The sequence below is a fragment of the Mucilaginibacter sp. genome (genome assembly GCF_035492695.1).
Classification (GTDB): Bacteria; Bacteroidota; Bacteroidia; order Sphingobacteriales; family Sphingobacteriaceae; genus Mucilaginibacter.
The window spans coordinates 194786-214570 of record NZ_DATJJC010000033.1; the positions used below are offsets into that span (position 1 = coordinate 194786).

The 19785-nt window shown below is 45.5% G+C and carries 19 protein-coding genes; 3 read left to right on the plus strand and 16 right to left on the minus strand.

Annotation, left to right across the window (positions count from 1 at the left end):
• Positions 1-305 precede the first annotated feature (305 nt).
• From VL525_RS21025 to VL525_RS21100, 16 genes are all read right to left on the minus strand, one after another.
• Positions 306-1067, minus strand: coding sequence for a phosphate ABC transporter ATP-binding protein (locus VL525_RS21025; RefSeq protein ID WP_325389396.1), 762 nt, complete (start codon positions 1065-1067; stop codon positions 306-308).
• Positions 1068-1916, minus strand: a complete 849-nt coding sequence (gene pstA / locus VL525_RS21030; protein WP_325389398.1) for a phosphate ABC transporter permease PstA — start codon at positions 1914-1916, stop codon at positions 1068-1070. It lies immediately after the preceding gene.
• Positions 1913-2806, minus strand: a complete 894-nt coding sequence (pstC, locus tag VL525_RS21035) for a phosphate ABC transporter permease subunit PstC (RefSeq protein ID WP_325389400.1) — start codon at positions 2804-2806, stop codon at positions 1913-1915. Before pstC ends, pstA begins: the two co-directional genes overlap by 4 nt.
• 77 nt (positions 2807-2883) lie before the next feature.
• Positions 2884-3861 (minus strand): PstS family phosphate ABC transporter substrate-binding protein, encoded by a 978-nt coding sequence (locus VL525_RS21040; protein ID WP_325389402.1) that lies wholly within the window; start codon positions 3859-3861, stop codon positions 2884-2886.
• A gap of 23 nt (positions 3862-3884) precedes the next feature.
• Entirely contained in the window at positions 3885-5024 is a 1140-nt protein-coding gene (locus VL525_RS21045; protein ID WP_325389404.1) for a porin, read from the minus strand.
• A gap of 397 nt (positions 5025-5421) precedes the next feature.
• Positions 5422-6672: a sulfate adenylyltransferase subunit 1 gene (locus tag VL525_RS21050; protein ID WP_325389406.1), complete on the minus strand. Its 1251-nt coding sequence runs from the start codon at positions 6670-6672 to the stop codon at positions 5422-5424.
• Between the two features lie 2 nt (positions 6673-6674).
• On the minus strand, positions 6675-7580 hold the full coding sequence (cysD, locus tag VL525_RS21055; RefSeq protein ID WP_325389408.1) for a sulfate adenylyltransferase subunit CysD: 906 nt from the start codon (positions 7578-7580) through the stop codon (positions 6675-6677).
• A gap of 82 nt (positions 7581-7662) precedes the next feature.
• The gene (locus VL525_RS21060; RefSeq protein WP_325389410.1) at positions 7663-8367 is read right to left on the minus strand and encodes a phosphoadenylyl-sulfate reductase; all 705 of its coding nucleotides are present in this window, start codon (positions 8365-8367) and stop codon (positions 7663-7665) included.
• 1 nt (position 8368) lies between these two features.
• Complete coding sequence (locus VL525_RS21065) at positions 8369-9883, minus strand: TSUP family transporter (RefSeq protein ID WP_325389412.1); 1515 nt, start codon at positions 9881-9883, stop codon at positions 8369-8371.
• Positions 9861-10652, minus strand: coding sequence for a uroporphyrinogen-III C-methyltransferase (gene cobA / locus VL525_RS21070; RefSeq protein ID WP_325389414.1), 792 nt, complete (start codon positions 10650-10652; stop codon positions 9861-9863). The genes VL525_RS21065 and cobA overlap by 23 nt, the downstream gene beginning before the upstream one ends.
• Positions 10649-12742 (minus strand): nitrite reductase, encoded by a 2094-nt coding sequence (locus VL525_RS21075; protein ID WP_325389416.1) that lies wholly within the window; start codon positions 12740-12742, stop codon positions 10649-10651. Before VL525_RS21075 ends, cobA begins: the two co-directional genes overlap by 4 nt.
• A 339-nt stretch (positions 12743-13081) precedes the next feature.
• Entirely contained in the window at positions 13082-13516 is a 435-nt protein-coding gene (locus VL525_RS21080; protein WP_147033222.1) for an RrF2 family transcriptional regulator, read from the minus strand.
• 83 nt (positions 13517-13599) lie between these two features.
• Positions 13600-13878: a SelT/SelW/SelH family protein gene (locus VL525_RS21085; protein ID WP_325389419.1), complete on the minus strand. Its 279-nt coding sequence runs from the start codon at positions 13876-13878 to the stop codon at positions 13600-13602.
• 402 nt (positions 13879-14280) lie between these two features.
• Positions 14281-14688 carry a VOC family protein gene (locus VL525_RS21090; RefSeq protein WP_325389421.1) on the minus strand — a complete coding sequence of 136 codons (408 nt, stop codon included), beginning with the start codon at positions 14686-14688 and terminating at the stop codon, positions 14281-14283.
• 54 nt (positions 14689-14742) lie between these two features.
• Complete coding sequence (locus VL525_RS21095) at positions 14743-15147, minus strand: hypothetical protein (protein WP_325389424.1); 405 nt, start codon at positions 15145-15147, stop codon at positions 14743-14745.
• A gap of 65 nt (positions 15148-15212) precedes the next feature.
• A complete protein-coding gene (locus VL525_RS21100) occupies positions 15213-16091 on the minus strand; it encodes an MOSC domain-containing protein (RefSeq protein WP_325389426.1) in 879 nt (292 codons plus the stop codon).
• A gap of 104 nt (positions 16092-16195) precedes the next feature.
• Between VL525_RS21100 and VL525_RS21105 the strand changes: the two genes are divergently transcribed.
• From VL525_RS21105 to VL525_RS21115, 3 genes are read left to right on the plus strand one after another with little or no spacing between them, the layout of a single operon-like run.
• Positions 16196-17512: a Gfo/Idh/MocA family oxidoreductase gene (locus tag VL525_RS21105; RefSeq protein ID WP_325389428.1), complete on the plus strand. Its 1317-nt coding sequence runs from the start codon at positions 16196-16198 to the stop codon at positions 17510-17512.
• Between the two features lies 1 nt (position 17513).
• Positions 17514-18356 carry a sugar phosphate isomerase/epimerase gene (locus VL525_RS21110; RefSeq protein ID WP_325389430.1) on the plus strand — a complete coding sequence of 281 codons (843 nt, stop codon included), beginning with the start codon at positions 17514-17516 and terminating at the stop codon, positions 18354-18356.
• 6 nt (positions 18357-18362) lie between these two features.
• Complete coding sequence (locus VL525_RS21115; RefSeq protein WP_325389432.1) at positions 18363-19745, plus strand: DUF1080 domain-containing protein; 1383 nt, start codon at positions 18363-18365, stop codon at positions 19743-19745.
• The last annotated feature ends 40 nt before the right edge of the window (positions 19746-19785 follow it).

Genomic DNA, 19785 nt, shown 5'->3' on the forward strand with positions numbered 1-19785 from the left:
TGTCCAACAAAAAGTTATGATCCGGCAGCTTAGGACAACTTTGGTCAGTTTAAGGCAAGAAGGGCCAAAACGGAGCTTTCTGCCCTGGCAGCTACCAGGTACTGGCCGCCGGCGAAGTGTAGGTTATAAATGAACCGGCTTATCAATTTATGGTTAGCACGCTTTTTATTAATTTTAACATAACAAATTGTTAACCAATAATTTATGAAATAATAGCGATAAAATGTGTTAACCATGTTAACCCTATTTGGCAGGCGAAGGATTTGCCTGTGAGATGCCGAAACAAGTTCGGCACGACGTCCTCTTTAACTAATAAAGCCTTTTACGTAATCCTTGGTCAGTTCTTCTCTCGGGTTAAGTAGTAGTTCTTCCGTCGGGCCGAACTCGATGATCCTGCCCATGTAGACGAAGATGATATAATCGGATACGCGGCGGGCCTGGCGCAGAATGTGGGTAACCAGCACGATAGTGTATTTTTCTTTCAGTTTGATGAAAAGGTCTTCAATAATACTTGTCGAGACCGGGTCGAGTGCCGAGGTTGATTCGTCACCAAGGATGATCTCAGGTTCCACAGCTAACCCGCGGGCCAGGCACAGGCGCTGCTGCTGACCGATAGACAGGCGTGTAGCGGGCGCATGCAAGCGGTCCTTCACTTCGTTCCACAGGCCGGTTGCTTTTAGCTGTGTTTCTACTATCTCGTCCAGGTCGGCTTTTTTGCGGGTACCGTGTATACGCGGACCGTAAGCCACATTATCATAAATGGACATAGGCAGGGGATAGGGCCGCTGCGAAAGTAGTCCCATCTTTTTGCGGATATGGGTAACTTCTACATTCGGGTCGTAAATGTTCTCGTTATCCACTAGAACCTTGCCGGTTACCTTCACGTCGGCGGTATCGTCCAGCAGGCGGTTAAAGGATTTTAGTAAAGTGGTTTTACCACACCCGGAAGGCCCTATAATAGAGATCACCTTTTTGTTGGGGATATTGATGGAAATATCCTTCAGTATCTGCTGGTTGCCGATGGTGACATTCAGATTTTGTATGCTGATATGCGGGTTATTTGTCATTTACCTGATGTTGTTTTTTGAGAACCGTTTGGCCAGAGCTGACGAAAGAACGGTGATGATGAGTACTACTACGGTTAATATCAGGGCCGAGGCGTAAGCACGACCCTGCACTTCCTCCACCGGGCTACCAAGCTGGAAGAAAATAGCCAGGGGCAGCGTTGCCGCAGGCTGATGTAACGATGTGGGTATATTATCGCTGAAGCCTGCGGTGAACAGCACAGAGGCTACATCGCCAATAGCGCGGCCAAACGAAAGCAGGATAGCGGTAAAAACACCGGGACGTATTTGCCGGATGATGACTTTGGACATTTCCCAACGCGTGGCGCCGAGGACCAGCGAGGCATCGCGTAGCTCTTTGGGTACAGTACGGATCACTTCATCCAGCGTACGCACAAGAATGGGGATAACCAGCAACGTAACCGCCACTATACCACCCAGCAGCGAGGCACGAATGCCGAAGTATACCATAATGAGAAAGCCGAAAGCGCCATAGACGATAGACGGTATACCGAATAAAACATCAAATGCTATGCGCAGGCCGTTCGCAATGAAATTCTTTCCGCCCAAATACATATTGATATAAATGGCGACCGGTATGCTGATGAATAAACCCAGGATGGTCGCTCCGCCTGCAACATACAGCGAACCGATGATGGCATTCAATACGCCGCCTTCTTTGCCGATATAAAAGCCGCCGCCGGGTATTTTGGTTATCATATCCCAGTTCATAAAGGGCGCGCCTTTGTAGACTATGGTGCCCACGATGAGGAAAAAGCTGCCGCCTACGATAAGGGTAGCCAGCACCATGAGTATGCGGAAGAAATTCTCCTCCAGTTTGCGGCGTATCATAGGGCCAGTTTCCTTTCCAAACGGGCAAGCACCACCCTTGATATAATATTAAAGAGCAATATGATGATGAATAAAAGCAAGGCTGCGAACATCAATGCAGATTCATACATTGGTATAGACAGCATCTCGCCATAGTTATTGGCAATAAGCGCCGGCAGCGGGTACCCGGGATCGAACACTGAATGCGGCGTTACGGCGTTGTTGCCGCAAACCATCAGCACCGCAATAGTTTCGCCGAAGGCCCTCGAAATGGCTAATACCGTAGCAGCAATAATACCCGGCTTGGCTTTACGCAGTTGTACCTTTTTAATGGTTTCCCATTTGGTTGCACCTAAAGCCAGTGAAGCGTCTTTTAATTCGCGCGGAATGGTGTTCAATACCTCGCAAACTATGCTGACGATGAGCGGGAATATCATTACCGCCAGCACTATACCGCCTGCCAGTACACTGTAGCCAGTAGAGAATTCGACAAAATGCGGTGCGATATGATTTTGTATCAATGGGATGATAAACAGCACACCCCATACGCCAAATATAACAGGCGGTATACCAGATAGCAGGTTTACAAAGGGTACCAATATCTTCCTAACGCGATTGGGCGCATATTCGGTAATGTAAAACGAAGTAAGCAGGCATAGCGGCAGCGCGATAATGATGGCGATGGCCGTCACCCAAAGTGTGCCCATGATGAACGAGAAAAACCCGAAGAGTCCCTTAAGGGGTTTCCACTGACTTGAGCTGAGCAGTGTCCACCAGGAAGAATGCTCAAGAACTGGCCCGGATTTGAGATACAAGCCTATGCCGACTACCAGCACTACCGATACCGACAGTACTGTGAGCCCCAGCATTAGTTTGGAATAGACCTTATCTTTTATTAAACGAAATTGCATTAGTGATCAGGTTGTATTACATGGGCATAGCGATGGATTTTAAACCCATCGCTGTTATCTTAATTGACCGGTTAAAATCAATTTACTTTCTTTAATTCCTCAGCCAGTTTTTGCTTTGAAAGCACGATGTAACCATTCTCATCAACAAACTTCTGCCCATCGGTCAGTACATATTTTACAAAGGCTACCAGTTCGGGCCTACGAGGTTTTCCTTTGAACAGAAACCCAAGGTTGCGTGCCGGCGGTGAAGGATACCTGCCATCTGCAATGGCGTCGGTCAGATGGTCGATGGTGTCGTAAAAGTTTTCGTTCTCATCAATTTTGCCATTGCCGTTTACGTCGATAGGCAATGCATGTACACCCGCAACCTGTTTGCGGGTTTTCAGATCGTACAGGTATGCCAAATTATTGTATCCTATGCCGGTAACGTCCTTTTTAACAGCCTGGGCTAAACCAGGGTCGCCGTAAACACCTACGCCAAGCAGGTCTTCCTGCTTCTTGCCAAAATATTTGGCCCAGGTCTCTGCTGCACCTGCAGCGTCCGAACGGGTATAGATATGAATAGGGACGGATACTTTTCCGCCCAATTGGTTCCAGTTGGTAACTTTACCGCTGACAAATACGTCCAAAAACTGGTTGCGTTTTACGCCTTTCGATTCCAAAAGGGCAGCATTTGGGTTGCCGGTATTAAATGTCGGCACCACGGCATCTTTAGTAACGTAAATGGTATAGGCCCCTTTTTTAATTTCCTCAGGATTGATGTCGCGTGACGCAAGGCCGATGTCTACCAGGCCTGAAAGTGCATCTGTAATGCCTTTACCCGCGCCGCCGGCAGAAATATTGAACACCACGTTGGGATGTATCTTTTTGAACTCCTGCGCCCATTTAACAGTAATAGGGTAGAGGGCGAAGGCGCCGGATATATTGATAGTGCCTTTCAGGTCGTCAAGTGCAGGTTTTGGCTCATTCTTTTTGAATGAGGATAATATAATCAGTACACCTATCGTCGCGACAGCTGCCAGGATGGTTTTCCATTGGGAAAATATTGTTTTCATGTTCTTCAGTTTTATGGGGTTGATTAGAATGCGATCTGCAGTTGGGCTTCAAAAACGTTATTTCTAGTAGGCACAGCCGTCTCTTCATGCTTAAAGAGGTAGTCCACCGCTAATTTGGTCCACCGGTTAAATATGAAGTTTACACCGCCGGTATAAATATTGGTGCGGTCGGTTGTGATGGTTTTGTTAGGATCGAATGTGTCATATTTGGCAGCCAGCTGTATCTTTTTGGGCCATACGAAATAACCTGCCTGGAAAAACCAGCCATCTTTTTGTATAGCGGCGTCGGTACCGTGGATATATTCAGCATTCAATGAAAGTAATCCCAGGGTATAGCGGCTGTCAAAGCCATAACGGTTGCGTGCCTGCGATTTGGTTCCGCCTGCCGGGATATCCTGACCCCTATACCAGCTGCCGCCAAAATCCAGGTTTTTTATGGGGTGAATAACCAATCGGGCAGATATGTCCTTATGGTAGTTGTTATCGGTAGTTACGTTATAGCCTGCGCCATTAAATACTCCGACGGCATAGTCAAAAAGGTAACGATCGTCGGTTTTTGCAAAACTGCCGCCAAGCTGCAAACCAATATCACGCCCATTGGAGTTGCCGATAACGTCCTTAGAACGGCCGACCAACGCTTCGACACCTTGCGATCGGTCAATAAACTCGAGCTGGCTATCCGATACCAGATTCTCGTTTGAAAACGGGATCTTGAACTGACCGGCTGTGATCTTTGCAAAGTCGGCAAATTTATAAGCTGTATATCCATCGATCAGTTTAACGGAGGAGGCAAATTCAACATATACCTCGTAACTCCAGTTATCGGTAATACTGCCTTTAGCGTCCAAACGGGCACGGTGCAGATCGAAAGCATCGTTCGCGCCTTTTTGCTGAAAACCCTGGTAACGTGGCTGCAATAAGCCACTTATTTGCAGCGCTTTACTGCCAATAGAAATATTGTGCTCGTTCTGTTTGTCTTTGTCGCGTTTGGCCTGGTCGCGTAATGCCTGTTCCGAACGGATCGAATCTGCTTCAGCCTGGGTGATCAGGTTCTTTTTTATCAGGATATTTAAAAGATCCTCATTCTGCTGCGCTTTTGCCGCGACAGCCGAGATGATAAAGATTGCTATGAGCAGAATTGTTTTGGGGTAAAATAATTTCATTTGTTGTTTGAGTTTTTTGTGAGTAAATGATCAGGATGATTATTAAAGGAGGATGGTGCTGCACCAATCAGGCGATACGTTCAGCATGTCTTATATTGCATAGCTTGTTGACGATTTGCTAATATTAATTTTATTTATTCTATTAAATCTATATTGTCTATCAATTTAGTAGTGTAAAGATAATGAGTTATAAACTTATTTTGAAAAAATCGCTCAAAATATTTTTTAAATAACTGATTGTTAATATAATAATTTACTTAGCTAAAGTAAACAGGCCATCCAGTATCAAATATGCCGGTAGATTTCGAGAAGAAATTTAGCGCTGGCACAATAAAAAAGCCCTGGTGTCAGGGCTTTTCAGTTGATTGATTTATTGTTTTAGATTGATGATTGCGTATTAGTCGGCATTGGCCCGGAACATCAGTGCGCCTACGGTAACATTGGTGCGGCTGTCGATTAGGATAGCGCCGCCGTTTGCCTTATTGTTTTGAAAAAGGTCGAACGCCAGTGGGTCGGCAGTTTTAATAACGATGCGGCCTATATCGTTCAGCCTGAAATCCTCGTCAAATTCTTGTTCAAGTGTATTGATATTCACCTTGTACAGTATTTCCTGTATGCGGCAGCGGGTTACTTTGCTGTTATGTTGCACCAGGTAAGTATGAGTGGTATCCAATGCTTTGGTGTCCATCCAGCACAGGTCGGCTTCAATCCGCTGCGAGGTATGGGGCTGATTTGCTGAGCTTACCAGGATATCACCGCGACTGATGTCGATCTCATCTTTCAGATGCAAGGTTACCGACATACCCGCCAAAGCGGCCTCCGGTTCTTTATCCAGCAATTCAATTTTACTGATGGTAGAACTGAAACCTGATGGCAATACGGTCACTTTATCGTTTACACGGAACGAACCGCTTGATACCCGGCCTGCATACCCACGGTAATCGTGCAGTTCCTCGGTTTGAGGGCGAACTACCCATTGCACAGGGAAACGGGCATGATCACTTTGCGTATCTACAGGTATCTCTACCGTTTCAAGATGAGCCAAAAGGCTGTCGCCTTTATACCAGGGCATCCTGACTGATGGATGTACGATGTTATCGCCTTTTAATGCACTTACCGGGATATAGGTGATATTTTTAAGGCCAACTTTACCGGCCAGTATTTTATAATCCTCAACGATCTTATCAAAAACTTCCTGGCTGAAATCAACCATATCCATTTTATTCACTGCAACCACCACCTGTGGCAGGCCAAGCAGGGCCACCAGGAAAGAATGGCGTATGGTCTGCTCGATAACCCCTTTACGGGCGTCGATCAGGATGATAGCTAAATTTGAGTTGGAAGCGCCGGTAACCATGTTACGGGTATATTGTATATGTCCCGGGGTATCGGCTATAATGAACTTGCGTTTTTCGGTCTGAAAATATTTGTAGGCAACATCAATAGTGATACCCTGTTCGCGCTCGGCTTTCAGGCCGTCAGTCAGGATAGCAAGGTCGATAGTACCGTCATCGTTTTTACGGTTTGAACGTTGAAGGGCCTCTAACTGGTCAACTAAAATAGCTTCGCTATCATACAACAGGCGGCCTATCAGGGTACTTTTGCCGTCGTCAACACTGCCGGCTGTTAAAAATTTTAGAATATTCATAGTTAAAAGTAGCCCCCTTTCTTACGGTCTTCCATGGCAGCCTCGCTCACTTTATCATCCATACGTGCGCCACGTTCACTCACGCGCGAGGCGCTTATTTCGTCAATTATATCGTCTATCAATGTTGCGTAAGATTCAACGGCCGCCGTACATGACATATCGCCAACAGTGCGGAAACGCACATTTTTACGCTCTACCACGTCCTCGTCATCCATATTCAGGAATGGCGATGCTGCCATATACTGGCCTCCACGGGTGATCACATCGCGCTCATGGGCAAAGTAGATAGTTGGCAGCGGTATGTTTTCCCGGCGGATGTAGTTCCATACGTCCAGCTCTGTCCAGTTACTGATAGGGAATACGCGCACATTTTCGCCTTTATGTATCTTACCATTATAAAGGTTCCACAATTCAGGGCGCTGGCGTTTTGGATCCCATTGGCCAAACTCATCGCGAACCGAGAAAATACGTTCCTTAGCTCTTGCCTTTTCCTCGTCCCTGCGGGCGCCACCAATGCAGGCATCAAACTGGTGTTTGTTAATAGTATTCAACAAGGTAACGGTTTGCAGTTGATTACGACTGGCGTTTTTACCTTTCTGTTCAACCGCGCGACCCGCATCGATATCTTCCTGCACGTAACCAACGATCAATTTTTCGCCAATACGTTCGATCATCTGATCGCGGTAAATGATAGTTTCTTCAAAATTATGGCCGGTATCGATGTGTACCAGCGGAAAAGGAAATTTACCCGGGCGAAAAGCTTTTAGCGCCAGGTGCACAATGGTGATCGAATCCTTACCACCTGAGAACAGGAGGGCAGGCTTTTCGAACTGGCCGGCAACTTCGCGCAGGATATGTATGGCTTCCGCCTCTAATTCATCTAAATAATCCAACTGCTGTTTAGTCATTAATTATTGATTTATTGAATTACTGATTTATTGAATTATCGAATAGGTCAAACATTAATTCAATAATTCAATAATTCAGTCATTATTTACTTACCTCATGCAAACCGCATTCTTTCTTTGACTGGTCTTCCCACCACCAGCGCCCGGCCCGGAAATCTTCTCCCGGCTGAACAGCCCGCGTGCAAGGCTGGCAGCCTATGCTCGGGAAACCCCTGTCGTGCAATGTATTATAAGGCACATTATGTATCCTGATATATTCTTTTACCTGGTCCAAAGACCAGTCGAAAATCGGGTGAAATTTAAGCAAATTATGCTGTTCGTCCCACTCTAAATTACCCATGTGCTGGCGGTTGGCCGATTGTTCAGCACGGATACCTGTTACCCAGCATTGGTTGCCGGCAAGTGCGCGGTTCAATGGCTCAACCTTGCGTATGCCGCAGCATTCTTTCCGGTTATCAACTGATTCGTAAAAACTGCTTGGACCTTTGGCATTTACCATTTGCTCTAACAGCTCGTTGTTTGGATAATAAGCGTGAATCGGTTTGCCATACATTTCCATTGTCCGGTTCCACACATAGTAGGTCTCGGGAAAAAGGCGGCCGGTCTCCAGTGTAAATACTTTGATAGGTAGGTCGTTGGTGAATATCATGTGTGTGATCACCTGGTCCTCCCAGCCGAAACTGGTTGAAAACACCATCTTGCCCGGGAACCTTTCAGCTAATAAAGCCAAAGCCTGCACCGGTTCTAATCCGTCTATATGTTGCTTTATGTTTTCTAAAGCGGTCATTTTATAACTTGATCAAAAATTTATAGATGCTGTAAACACTTACTATGATAACAATGATCCCCACTGAAACCATTAAAGTTTTAGCTGAAAGTTTATTGGATATTTTGGCTGCAATTGGCGAAGCCAAAGCGCTGCCAATAACTAAACCTGCAACCGGTTCCCAATGAGCGGTACCATGCCGCATAAGCATGATAATGAATGTTGTGGAACTTACGATGGCCACAAAAAACCTCGAAAGCTTTACTGTGCCCAGGGAAAATTTCGGGTGACGCCCGCCGGCAATCAAACTCGATAATACAATAGAGCCCCAGCCACCGCCGCCAACTGCATCGATAAAGCCGCCCCCAAAACCTAACTGCCTTATTTTTTTTATCTTACCGTTAGCATGTTTTTTACCTACCTGGAAAGCTTTCCGTAAGATGACGATGCCTAATATTAATGTATAAGTTGATATGAATGGCTTGGTATACTGGCTATAGTGCTCGAGCGATGATAATAAAAAAGCACCCAAAAAAGCGCCAAGCGTTCCCCATACAACCAGCATCTTAAACAATTTCCAATTGATGTTACCCATCTTGTAGTGCATCCAGCCAGCAATTCCGTTGCTCAGCACTTCTGACAGGTGCACACCCATACTTGCTACAGCAGGAGTGAAACCCCTTAATAAGGAAAATGTAGTTGAGGTAACGCCATACGACATGCCTATAGCGCCGTCTATCAGGGCAAACACAAAGCCTGCACCAAGAAAATAATAAAAATTAGGGCTGATGCCTTCTACGTAGGTTCTAAAATCCGGATCGTTGCTCCATAAGGCATAAGCCGTAATGGTTATAGCGAAGACAATTGTTCCCCAGATTAGCCAGATGACGTTTTTATTGCTTACCGGTTTTTCGTCTACAAGTACGGCAGTTACGTCGTTAAGTGTTTTTACTTTGTAGGCAAAGTCGCCGGAAAGGGAATTTCTAAGCTGATTCATCTGCTGTAATGTAATGTCCAGTTCCCCTGGCAGGCTTTGGTCCAAAACTTCCCTAAGCCTTTTTGCCACCGTCGGCGATTTTCCATTGGTAGATATGGCGAGTTTCAGGTCGCCTTTTTGTACGATAGACCCTAAATAGAAATCGCACAGGTCGGGTTTATCGGCTACGTTCACCAAAAGTTTGCGCTCATGCGCCGACTCCCTGATATAGGTATTTAATTCTGCGTCATTTGTGGCAGCCACTACGATATCTGCCTTATCCAGGTCGGTATCAACAAATGCCTTTTGAATAACTGTCACGCCGCTGCAGCCAGACGCAAGGGTGTGGACCTCGGGTAAAAATTTATTGGCAATAACGGTAACCCTCGCCGACGGACTGTTGGTTACGATTGCCGTCAGCTTTTCCAAGCCGACGTTACCGCCGCCGATCAGCACCGTGTGCAGATTGTTCAGTTTCAAAAAAACGGGAAACAATTGATTGCCTTCCGTTTTCTCGTACTGAATTGTTCCCAATCCGTTATTCTTCGGCGACGATGTCATAAAATTCCCTGATAGGTTGAAATTGGGGGTGAAGCGAAACCACGTCACCAATAACAATTAACGCCGGCGATTTGATCTTTTTCTCTTCAACCAATTCAACAATGGTATCGATAACGCCGATAGCCACTTTTTCATTATCTGTCGATCCGCTTTGGATCACCGCCACAGGCAAACGGTTTTTACCTTCGCCCTGGTATATCTTCACTATCTCAGCAAGCTTACGCAGGCCCATTAGCACCACAACAGTTGCTTTGGTTTTTGCCGCGTCGTATAAGTCGCCGGATACCTGCCCATCCATGGTTGTGCCGGTAACCACCCAGAAACTTTCACTTAGTCCACGATGGGTAACGGGTATTTGCTGCAAACCGGGTACACCGATAGAGCTTGAAATACCCGGTATAACTTCGGCAGGGATACTATAAGATGCCGCATGGTCCAATTCTTCATACCCTCGCCCAAAAACGAATGAGTCGCCGCCTTTCAAACGGACAACATGGCCATAGTTCAAAGCGTAATCGATCATCAATTTGTTGATAGACTCCTGTGAGTGGGAATGATCGCCCGAGCGTTTGCCCACGTAAACTTTGGTAGCATGTTCGGGAGCGAACTCTAACAATTCTTCATTCACCAGCGCGTCATACAGCACCACATCGGCAGTTTTAAGCGCCTTGATACCTTTTATAGTGATCAATTCGGCATCGCCTGGACCTGCGCCAACCAAAGTAATGCGCGGCTCCTTAATTTCTTTTTTTGTTTTAGTATCTATCATGACTGTACCAATGCCTCTCTTTTAACTTTAACTGCACTTAAAAAGCCATTTGCTGCGGCCAGGTATGTACGGGCAAATTCTTCCGAAGGTTCATTCTTATTGATCTGTAAAACGAGATCATTGAATGTGCCGTCGAGTATAAATTCACCCTTATCAACGTATTGTGCATCAAACTCCTTGATGATGCCGATCTGGCTGCCCTGGTTGATACCTTTATCCAGCAACAACGCTTTTGCCGAGCTGATGAATACATTGTACGAATGATAGATAGCATCGGCCCATGCGCCGTTGTTAAATGATTCTTCGGCCCAGCCTTTTTTCTCATCAGATTCGTACAGCAGGGTGGCAACAAGATCTATCACCACACCGGCGCACTCGCCAACGCCTATAGCGGTAGCAAAAGTTTCTTCGTGCCCCCAATCTACAAACTCATCGTCTTTCAGGGTTGTCAGGTCCGCAAGCGGTTTAAGCAGCTGGTAGAAATAATCTTTACCAAGCCGGTCGTAATAATTGTGGAAGGGCTCGTTCTCTATCGAGTTTGCACGATAATCATTTAAAACCCACCTCAATACCTCGGTGGCGCGCTTTGCAGGTACTTTAATTACTTTATCAGCAGCGCGGCCCACGCCGTCGCCAACGGTGCCGCCGCCAAGCAATACTTGTACCGATGGCAATACTTTCAAGCCGGCTTTTAACGAACTGCCATGAAAACCAATATGTGCCAGGCCATGCTGACCGCAAGAGTTCATGCAGCCACTGATCTTGATCTTAATATCACGGTTGTAAACAAACTCTTCATATTCGTTGTAAACCAGGTCTTCTAATACCCTGGCCAATGTCATACTGTTGGAGATACCCAGGTTACAGGTATCGGTGCCCGGGCAAGTGGTAACATCAGCCACGCTGTCAAAACCCGGGGCCGACATGTTCAGTTCGGTTAGCCCGGCATACAAAGCCGGAAGGGCCTCTTTCCTGGCATATTTCAATAATAAGCCCTGATTTTGGGTTACGCGAATCTCGTCGGCCACATAGGGGCGAATGGCAGCTACAAATTTCCGGGCAACGTCAGTCGGGATGTCTCCGGTAGGAACCTTTACATATACGCCATAAAAACCTTTTTGCTTTTGCTCGAAGGTGTTGGTTATAAGCCATTGTTCGTAACGCAAAGGATTATCGATCGTTACTTCTGGGATCAATACAGGTTCCGGAATAACAGGCTCGTCAATACCGTTGCGATTTATTGGATAGGTTTTAACTTTATTGGCGATTCTTTCCTCCTTAGCCAATCGAACAACTTCGTCAAGGCCAAGTTTTTGGATCACATATTTTAAACGCGCTTTGTTACGGTTGTTTCTTTCGCCGTAACGGTCAAACACGCGGATAACCGACTCGATGTAAGGTATCAGCTGATCTTCGGGCAAAAACTCCTCAACCAGCGATGCCAGCAGGGGTTGTGCACCCAGGCCGCCGCCCAGGTAAACTTTAAAGCCACGTTCGCCTTTTTCGTTGATCTTGGGAATTACACCTATATCATGGATATAGGCATAGGCAGTATCCTCGCTGCTTGATGAGAAAGATATTTTAAACTTACGGCCCATCTCCTGGCAAATAGGATTCCGCAGAAAAAACTCGAAAGTAGCATGAGCATACGGTGAAACATCAAAAGGCTCTTTAGGATCGACACCGGCAGTAGGGGAGGCGGTTACATTACGTACTGTATTGCCACAGGCTTCGCGCAGGGTAACATCGTCGCGCTCCAGGTCGGCCCAAAGTTGCGGGGTACGCTCGAGGCTCACGTAATGTATCTGTATATCCTGGCGGGTAGTTAAATGCAGGTTATGGCTTGCATACTCGTCCGAAACATCGGCAATGCGCAGTAACTGTTTAAAAGTAACCTTACCAAAGGGCAGCTTTATGCGCACCATCTGCACCCCAGGCTGACGCTGGCCATATATGCCACGTGCCAGGCGCAGGCTCCTGAATTTCTCGTCGTGTATCTTACCTTCGCGAAAAGCCCTGATCTTTTTCTCAAGGTCGATAATATCCTTTTCAACTACAGGGTTTTCAAGTTCGGTACGGAAACTTTGCATATCCTCTTTATTAGTATTTGACCCAAGCGGGTACTGGTTTTACAATTATTTCCCAAATATATGTATAGTATAGAGAAATAGTAGTGTATGTTAAAAAATATCTTTCTTTTACAGTTTAATTACAAAGATACTTTTTGTGATAACAGCCAAATTACGCGCCAAAAATTTTACGGCACCTGTTTTACGCAAATGATGCGCGTATAGATACAAAAACAAGCAATTAGCTACGCCACGGCGTAAACATCCGTGCAAAGCTATGCCTAACCCAACAGTTTGTGTGGAAATAAATACCCTTTCGTATTGCGACAACAGGGGTTGCTCTTAAATTAAAGCTGTTGGTTAAACGTTGATCAGCGTGTTCTCGCGGGCAATGACATCCGCTATACTGGTCTCGGTAAGTATTTTGAGCGTGGCGTCTCTCACCTCGACAAACACGTCACGAATTCCGCAAGTTGTTTCCGACTTGCATTCTTCGCATTTGTGATAAAAGTTAAGGCTCGCGCACGGAACCATGGCGATTGGCCCATCGGTTATGCGCATTATACTTACGAGGTAAATATCTTTTGGATCTTTATTGAGGCTGTAGCCGCCACCCGCACCTTTCTTGCTATACAGGAAACCTGCATTTCGAAGATCAAGCAATATTTGTTCAAGAAACTTCTTAGGGATACGTTCTTCTTCAGCGATCTTAGAGATCTGCATAGGAGGTTTATCTGCATTTTTCCCCAGTATCACCAGGGCCTTAATGGCATACTTCGTTTTTTTCGATAACATTTAATATAATAAAACTTACAAAGATAAGGAAATATATTAAGTCGATATAATTGGTATGGTTGGGGTAATTAATGTAAATATATTTATTTTTTATCCGAATGTCCAAGATTTTTTTCAGGACTTACCATATCACGTACCATTTGTTTTAATTCTTTTATCTCTGGAAAGCCTCCAAAGTCTTTTCTGTCAAATATCACTTCGTCATTTATCCGGATGCTGTAATGCCCCCCGGTTTCGCTGGGCTGCAGTGTAACGCCGTATAATTCATCGGCAAAGGTAGTCAGCAATTCCTGCGCCATGTAGGCTGCCCGTAAAAGCCATCCACATTTGGGGCAATATTCTATTGTTACAAGGGGTTTCATTTTGCTAATTTACTAAACACCATGAAACAAAAAACACCACAAATGTGAAGCTGAAACACATAGGAGATGTTAGGTAGTTGTAATAAAGTAATTTAAATTTTTAGCGTTGTTTTTAGAAGTTGAAACCTAAAGTTATCTTAGGGTTAAATGGTCCTGCTTTTTTCCTTTTCTTAAATATTCCGCCATTGTTTGCTAACGCAGCCACTGCCTTCAGGACGGGGGATAGTAAAGTCTCAATCAATTTCATGTTCACTATTTTGATACACCCACTATTACGATTTTTCGAAATCAAAAGTTTTAATAAAATTGCGTTTCCGCTATATTTAGGCGGTTTTTCCGCCAAATTTAACTTTAACGAAATATTCAAATCTCATTAATAATAAGGGAGTTATGCACAGATACCTAAACCTTGAAAATTATTTTTTTTGTTTGGATAAGATCCCATAGATTTCCGTACAGGTCTTCGAATACTGCTACTGTTCCATAGGGTTCTTCAATAGGCTCCCTGGTAAAGTGTACACCCTTGTCAAGCATAGCAAAATAATCATGCCAAAACTCATCAGTGTGGAGAAAAAGAAATACCCTGCCACCCGTTTGATTCCCAACGCATTTTGCCTGGTCATCGTTGGCTGCCCTGGCTAAAAGCAAGCAGCATCCGCCCGGTCCCTTTGGGGAAATTAATACCCATCTTTTTGCTTCACTTAAAATGGTGTCCTCAACCAGTTCAAAGTCAAGCTTTTCAGTGTAGAATTTTATGGTATCGTCATAGTCTTTTACGACCAGGGTTACATGAGTGAGGTGTTGTGCCATTTGCGAAGCAACATACTAAAAATCGGGCAACCGGCGGGAGAAAAGATACAGATTTCAATAACTAAGGTCATCGCTTACCAAATGCACCACGAGTGTGTCCGACCCTCTGTAAACCGTTATTTCGGTACTGCCATGAACGGTTCCCGTATCTGGCGCCGCATGGGTAAACCAAATACCGCCATCCGTAGTAAATTTGCCTGATTTTAGTGGCAGGTTGTTGTCGAGGAGTAGTCCGTCACCACTTGTCCGCATCGTGATCTTGTCGCCATTGGTAGTGCCGGCCAGTTTAAGATTGACGGTTGCAAAGGTGCCGTCCCTGGTAACATACCATTTTTCATCCGAAAAGTTAACATATAAGCCATTCTTATTTCGGAAAGTTTGCCCCGGTGGTACATTGTCTTTTTTTGAACAAGCTGAGAGCAGGATAACAGAACAGGCAATAAGGAAAAGGTTTTTCATTTGATGCTGGTTTTAGGTACATATACGCGATGTTAACCTATAACGATACAGTCACCGTAAAATTATCAGTTGCCAATCAAAAATCGTTCTTCGTAATTCAGCTTTAATACTTTCAACTCGTCACCTACAGCAATTTGGCCCGCACTGTTGTGCACCAGGTTTTGCCCGAACATGATCTTGTTATTTTTGAAACGATACCTGGCAAGTGTTTTCAAAGGTTCTTTGCCCCGCTCAAGACTTTGCTGATCTATCGTTGGGATAGGACAGCGGGCACATAATTTTACTCCGTGAAACTGTATGTTTCCAATTTCAAAAGTATGCATCATATCTTCTGAATAAGGTTCGCCGCCGGTAAAGACAATATTAGGACGAAAGCGGTTCATGGGTACTGATTTTTCCAACCTGCTGTTCAGATCGTCAAGCGATGCCTGACCGATAATGAGAAAGGGGTAGCCATCTGAAAAAGAAGTAACGCTGTTCGCAGACGTGTAACGCTGATCAGTTATCCTATGGGTCGCATCAGGCATATAAACTAAGCGGCATCGGATATTCAGCATATTGCTGAACCATTCATCCGCCGCTTGACTTACAAACTGGCCGGTACAGGTGTCATCCCAGATGGTCACCTCTGCAAACTCACTCGTTTCAGGCTGAAATGGTATGGATATCGAGGTGTTGCCCCGTTTGTAGGTTACTGACAGGCCTTTCTCGTTTATATCAATGTTCATCAAGGCCAATTCGGCAACTTCCCTTTGCGATATGAACAGGTTATTTTCATCAACCAGCATCCAACGGCGGTCGTATTCGAAACCACGGTCGGTCACTTGTGCCCTGTTAACCGAAATACCAGCCATCGACTTGATGGGATAGATGTATAATCCGCTTATTTGCAGCATGCGGTAAAGATACCTGACTGTTTTGTGGGCAGCAAATTCATCTTTCAACAAGGCCGCTACTTAATAACAAGTTCGTTACATTCCATCAACAGTCCTGTCGGTTTAACAGTTTTATTTCTACATTTAGAAACCAATTTCTAAACATCTGATTTATGCATCGCAGAAAATTCATCAGGGACGCCTCGCTGGCTACCGCCGGGCTCACCATTCTCAATTTTCCCGTTTTCGGCAAAAATGCACCAAGCAACAAAGTTGTTTTGGGCGTAATGGGCCTTAATGGCAGAGGTAGTTACCTGGCCAATTGTTATTCGCAATTACCTAATGTGGAAGTCGCTTATATATGCGACGTAGAAGAAGGGGCAATAAAAAAAGGCTTCGAAGCACTCAAAGATGCACCCCGGAAACCTGAATTGATACATGATATACGCAAACTAGTTGAAAAAAAGGATTTTGACGGGCTGGTAGTCGCTGCACCCGACCATTGGCACACGCCGGCTGCTATTTTAGGCGCATCGCACGGGAAACATGTTTATGTGGAAAAACCCTGCGGGCAAAACCCGCACGAAGGTGAACTGATCTCTCAGGCGCTGCATAAATATGGCAAACATATCCAGATGGGCAACCAGCGCCGTTCCATGCCATCGCTTATTGAAGCGGTGAAAGAAGTCCGCGGTGGCGCCATAGGCGATGTGTATTTTGCCAAAGCATGGTACACCAACGACCGTAAGTCTATTGGTGTGGGTAAACATATTCCGGTACCAAAAACGCTGGATTTTAATTTGTGGCAGGGCCCGGCGCCGCGTAAGGAGTTCCAGGATAATCTGGTGCATTACAACTGGCACTGGTTTTGGCATTGGGGTACAGGCGAAGCCTGTAACAACGGTACACACGAAATTGATTGCTGCCGCTGGTTTTTAGGCGCCGATTATCCGACGCAAGTAAATTCGTCGGGGGGACGATATGCTTATAAAGACGATTGGCAGACACCCGATACACAGGTAGCCTCATTCGAGTTTGGTAATAAAGGAACGATTACGTGGGAAGGCCGCAGTTGCAATAATTTCCCGGTTGAAGGCAGCAGCAGGGGTTTTATTATTTACGGAAAGAATGGCAGCCTGGTGAATCTTGGCGGTGGTGATTATAAGATACTAGACATAAAAAATAAAGTGCTGAAAGAAGTAAAATCGGAAGTAGCGCCTGATCCAAATAACACCCAAAGCGCGAACGGCAATCTCGACTTTTATCATTTCAAGAATTTTGTTGGTGCGGTGCGGGGTGAAACCCAATTAACGGCTCCGGTGGACGAGGCGTCGAAAAGCGTACTACTTTGTCATTTAGCCAATATTGCGCAGCGGACAGGCGTCACCCTGAAATGCGATCCAAAGAACGGCCGGATTACTAATAGCCCGGCTGCAATGAAATTATGGCAGCGAACCTACCAGCCTGGTTGGGAACCAAAATTGGTTTAGTATGAAATATAGACTGATCCTTGCTTTTTTAATGGCTGCGTCGTGGACTTTCGCTCAAAAGCCATTATTCCCCCAACACCCGGGCGTGGTTTCCTATACTTACCGCGATTATTTATCAAAAGACGTTCCCGGCACCTTGGATAAAATAAAACAGTTGGGCTTTACGGATATGGAGTTTTCGGGCCTTTTTGGCAAAACTGCAGCAGAATTGCGAACTCTTCTTGACGAACGCGGCATCAAATGTTCGTCATTCGGCGTCAGTTATAACGACTTTGTGAATAAGACGGAAGAAGTTGCCCAAAATGCAAAGACACTCGGCGCGCAATATGTCAGGGTAGCAGGCATACCGCATAAATCGGCCCTGACTTTGGAAGAAGCACAAAAAGCTGTTGCCGATTTTAACCGGGTAGGTAAAATATTAAAGGAACAATATGGCCTTGGTTTTATTTATCACGAACACGGTTTCGAGTTTCAGCCATACCAGGACGGAACGTTGTATGATTATATCGTAAAAAACACCGATCCGCGCTATGTGAGCCTCGAACTGGATATTATGTGGGCCTTTTTCCCGGGGCAGGACCCGGCGGCGTTGCTTGACAAATACGGACATCGCTATAAGGCGCTGCATCTCAAGGATTTGAAAAAAGGCGTTAAAGGCGATCTTACAGGAGGTACCAACCAGGATAATGATGTGGTTTTGGGCACGGGGCAAATTGATATTCCGGCTGTGTTGAAAGCTGCTAAAAAAGCGGGTGTGGAGCATTATTATATCGAGGATGAAAGCACCCATGTAATGGAACAGGTTCCTCAAAGCCTTGCGTACCTTAAGAGTTTAAAGCAATAATCTACCATGAAAAAATATCATTATTTAATTTTAGCTGCTTTTTTGTTTGGCAGTTTTCTGCCGGCGCAGGCTCAAAAACAAACCGGTTGGGTAAGCTTGTTTGATGGAAAAACATTGAACGGTTGGAAACAGGCCACCGGTAAAGCGAGCTTTTCGGTACAGAACGGCATGATCGTCGGTACATCGGCGATGGAAAAGTATAATTCGTTCCTGGTGACAAAAAAGGAATATGGTGATTTCGTGCTGGAACTGGATGTGAAGCTGGAAAGCAATGCCAGCAATTCCGGTGTGCAGACGCGCAGCCATTTCGATGCGACCGGCAACGAAGGGATAGGTAAGGTTTACGGGCGACAAGTGGAGATCGATCCCTCTGATCGCCGTTGGTCGGGTGGAATAGAGGACGAGGCCCGGCGCGATTGGTTATATACCATGCAACTCAATCCCAAAGGGCAGCCGGCCTACAAACAAGGCGACTGGAACCATATCAAAATTGAGTGTATCGGCAATTCTACTAAAACCTGGGTAAATGGCGTTGCCGCTGCATACGTGGTCGATACCATCGATACCAAAGGATTTATCGGTTTGCAGGTGCATGCCGTGTATAAAGCGGAAGATGCCGGCAAGAAATTCTATTTTAAAAATATACGTATCAAAATAACCGGGCTTGTACCCGCGCCGTTCCCGCCCGGTGTATACGTGGTTAATTATGTATCGAACCATTTGACCCCTTACGAAAAGAAAGACGGCTGGCGCTTGCTTTTCGATGGGAAAACCAATACCGGCTGGCGTAGCGCAACAAGTGAAGAATTCCCCACGAAGCCGGGCGGCTGGGTGATACGCGATGGCACAATGACCATATTGGGATCAAAAGGCGGCGAGTCCGCTAATGTTGGCGATATTGTGACGAAGGAAGAGTTTAGCGCATTCGATCTTTCATTTGAGTTCAGGATGAGCCGGGGGGCCAATAGCGGGGTAAAATATTTTGTGACGTTGAACGAGGATACCAAAGGATCAGCCATCGGTTTAGAATACCAGGTGCTGGATGACGCAGTGCACCCCGATGCCAAATTGGGTCGCAATGGCGACCGTACATTGGCATCCTTATATGACCTCATCCCGGCAAATAAACCGCCGCGCTTTGTTCACCCGATAGGCGAATGGAACACAGGGCGCATTGTAGTATATCCGAATAACCATGTAGAGCATTACCTGAATGGCATTAAAGTGCTTGAATATGAGCGCGGTTCAAAGGAGTTTAAAGACCTGGTCGCTATAAGCAAATTTATTATCTGGAAAAACTTTGGCGAGGCTCAGCAGGGGCATATTCTGCTGCAGGATCATGGCTTCGATGTGAATTACAGGAGTATCAAGATAAAGCCTTTGAAATAGTCTAAATCTGTGATTCAGACATTTAATTATTTTATATATC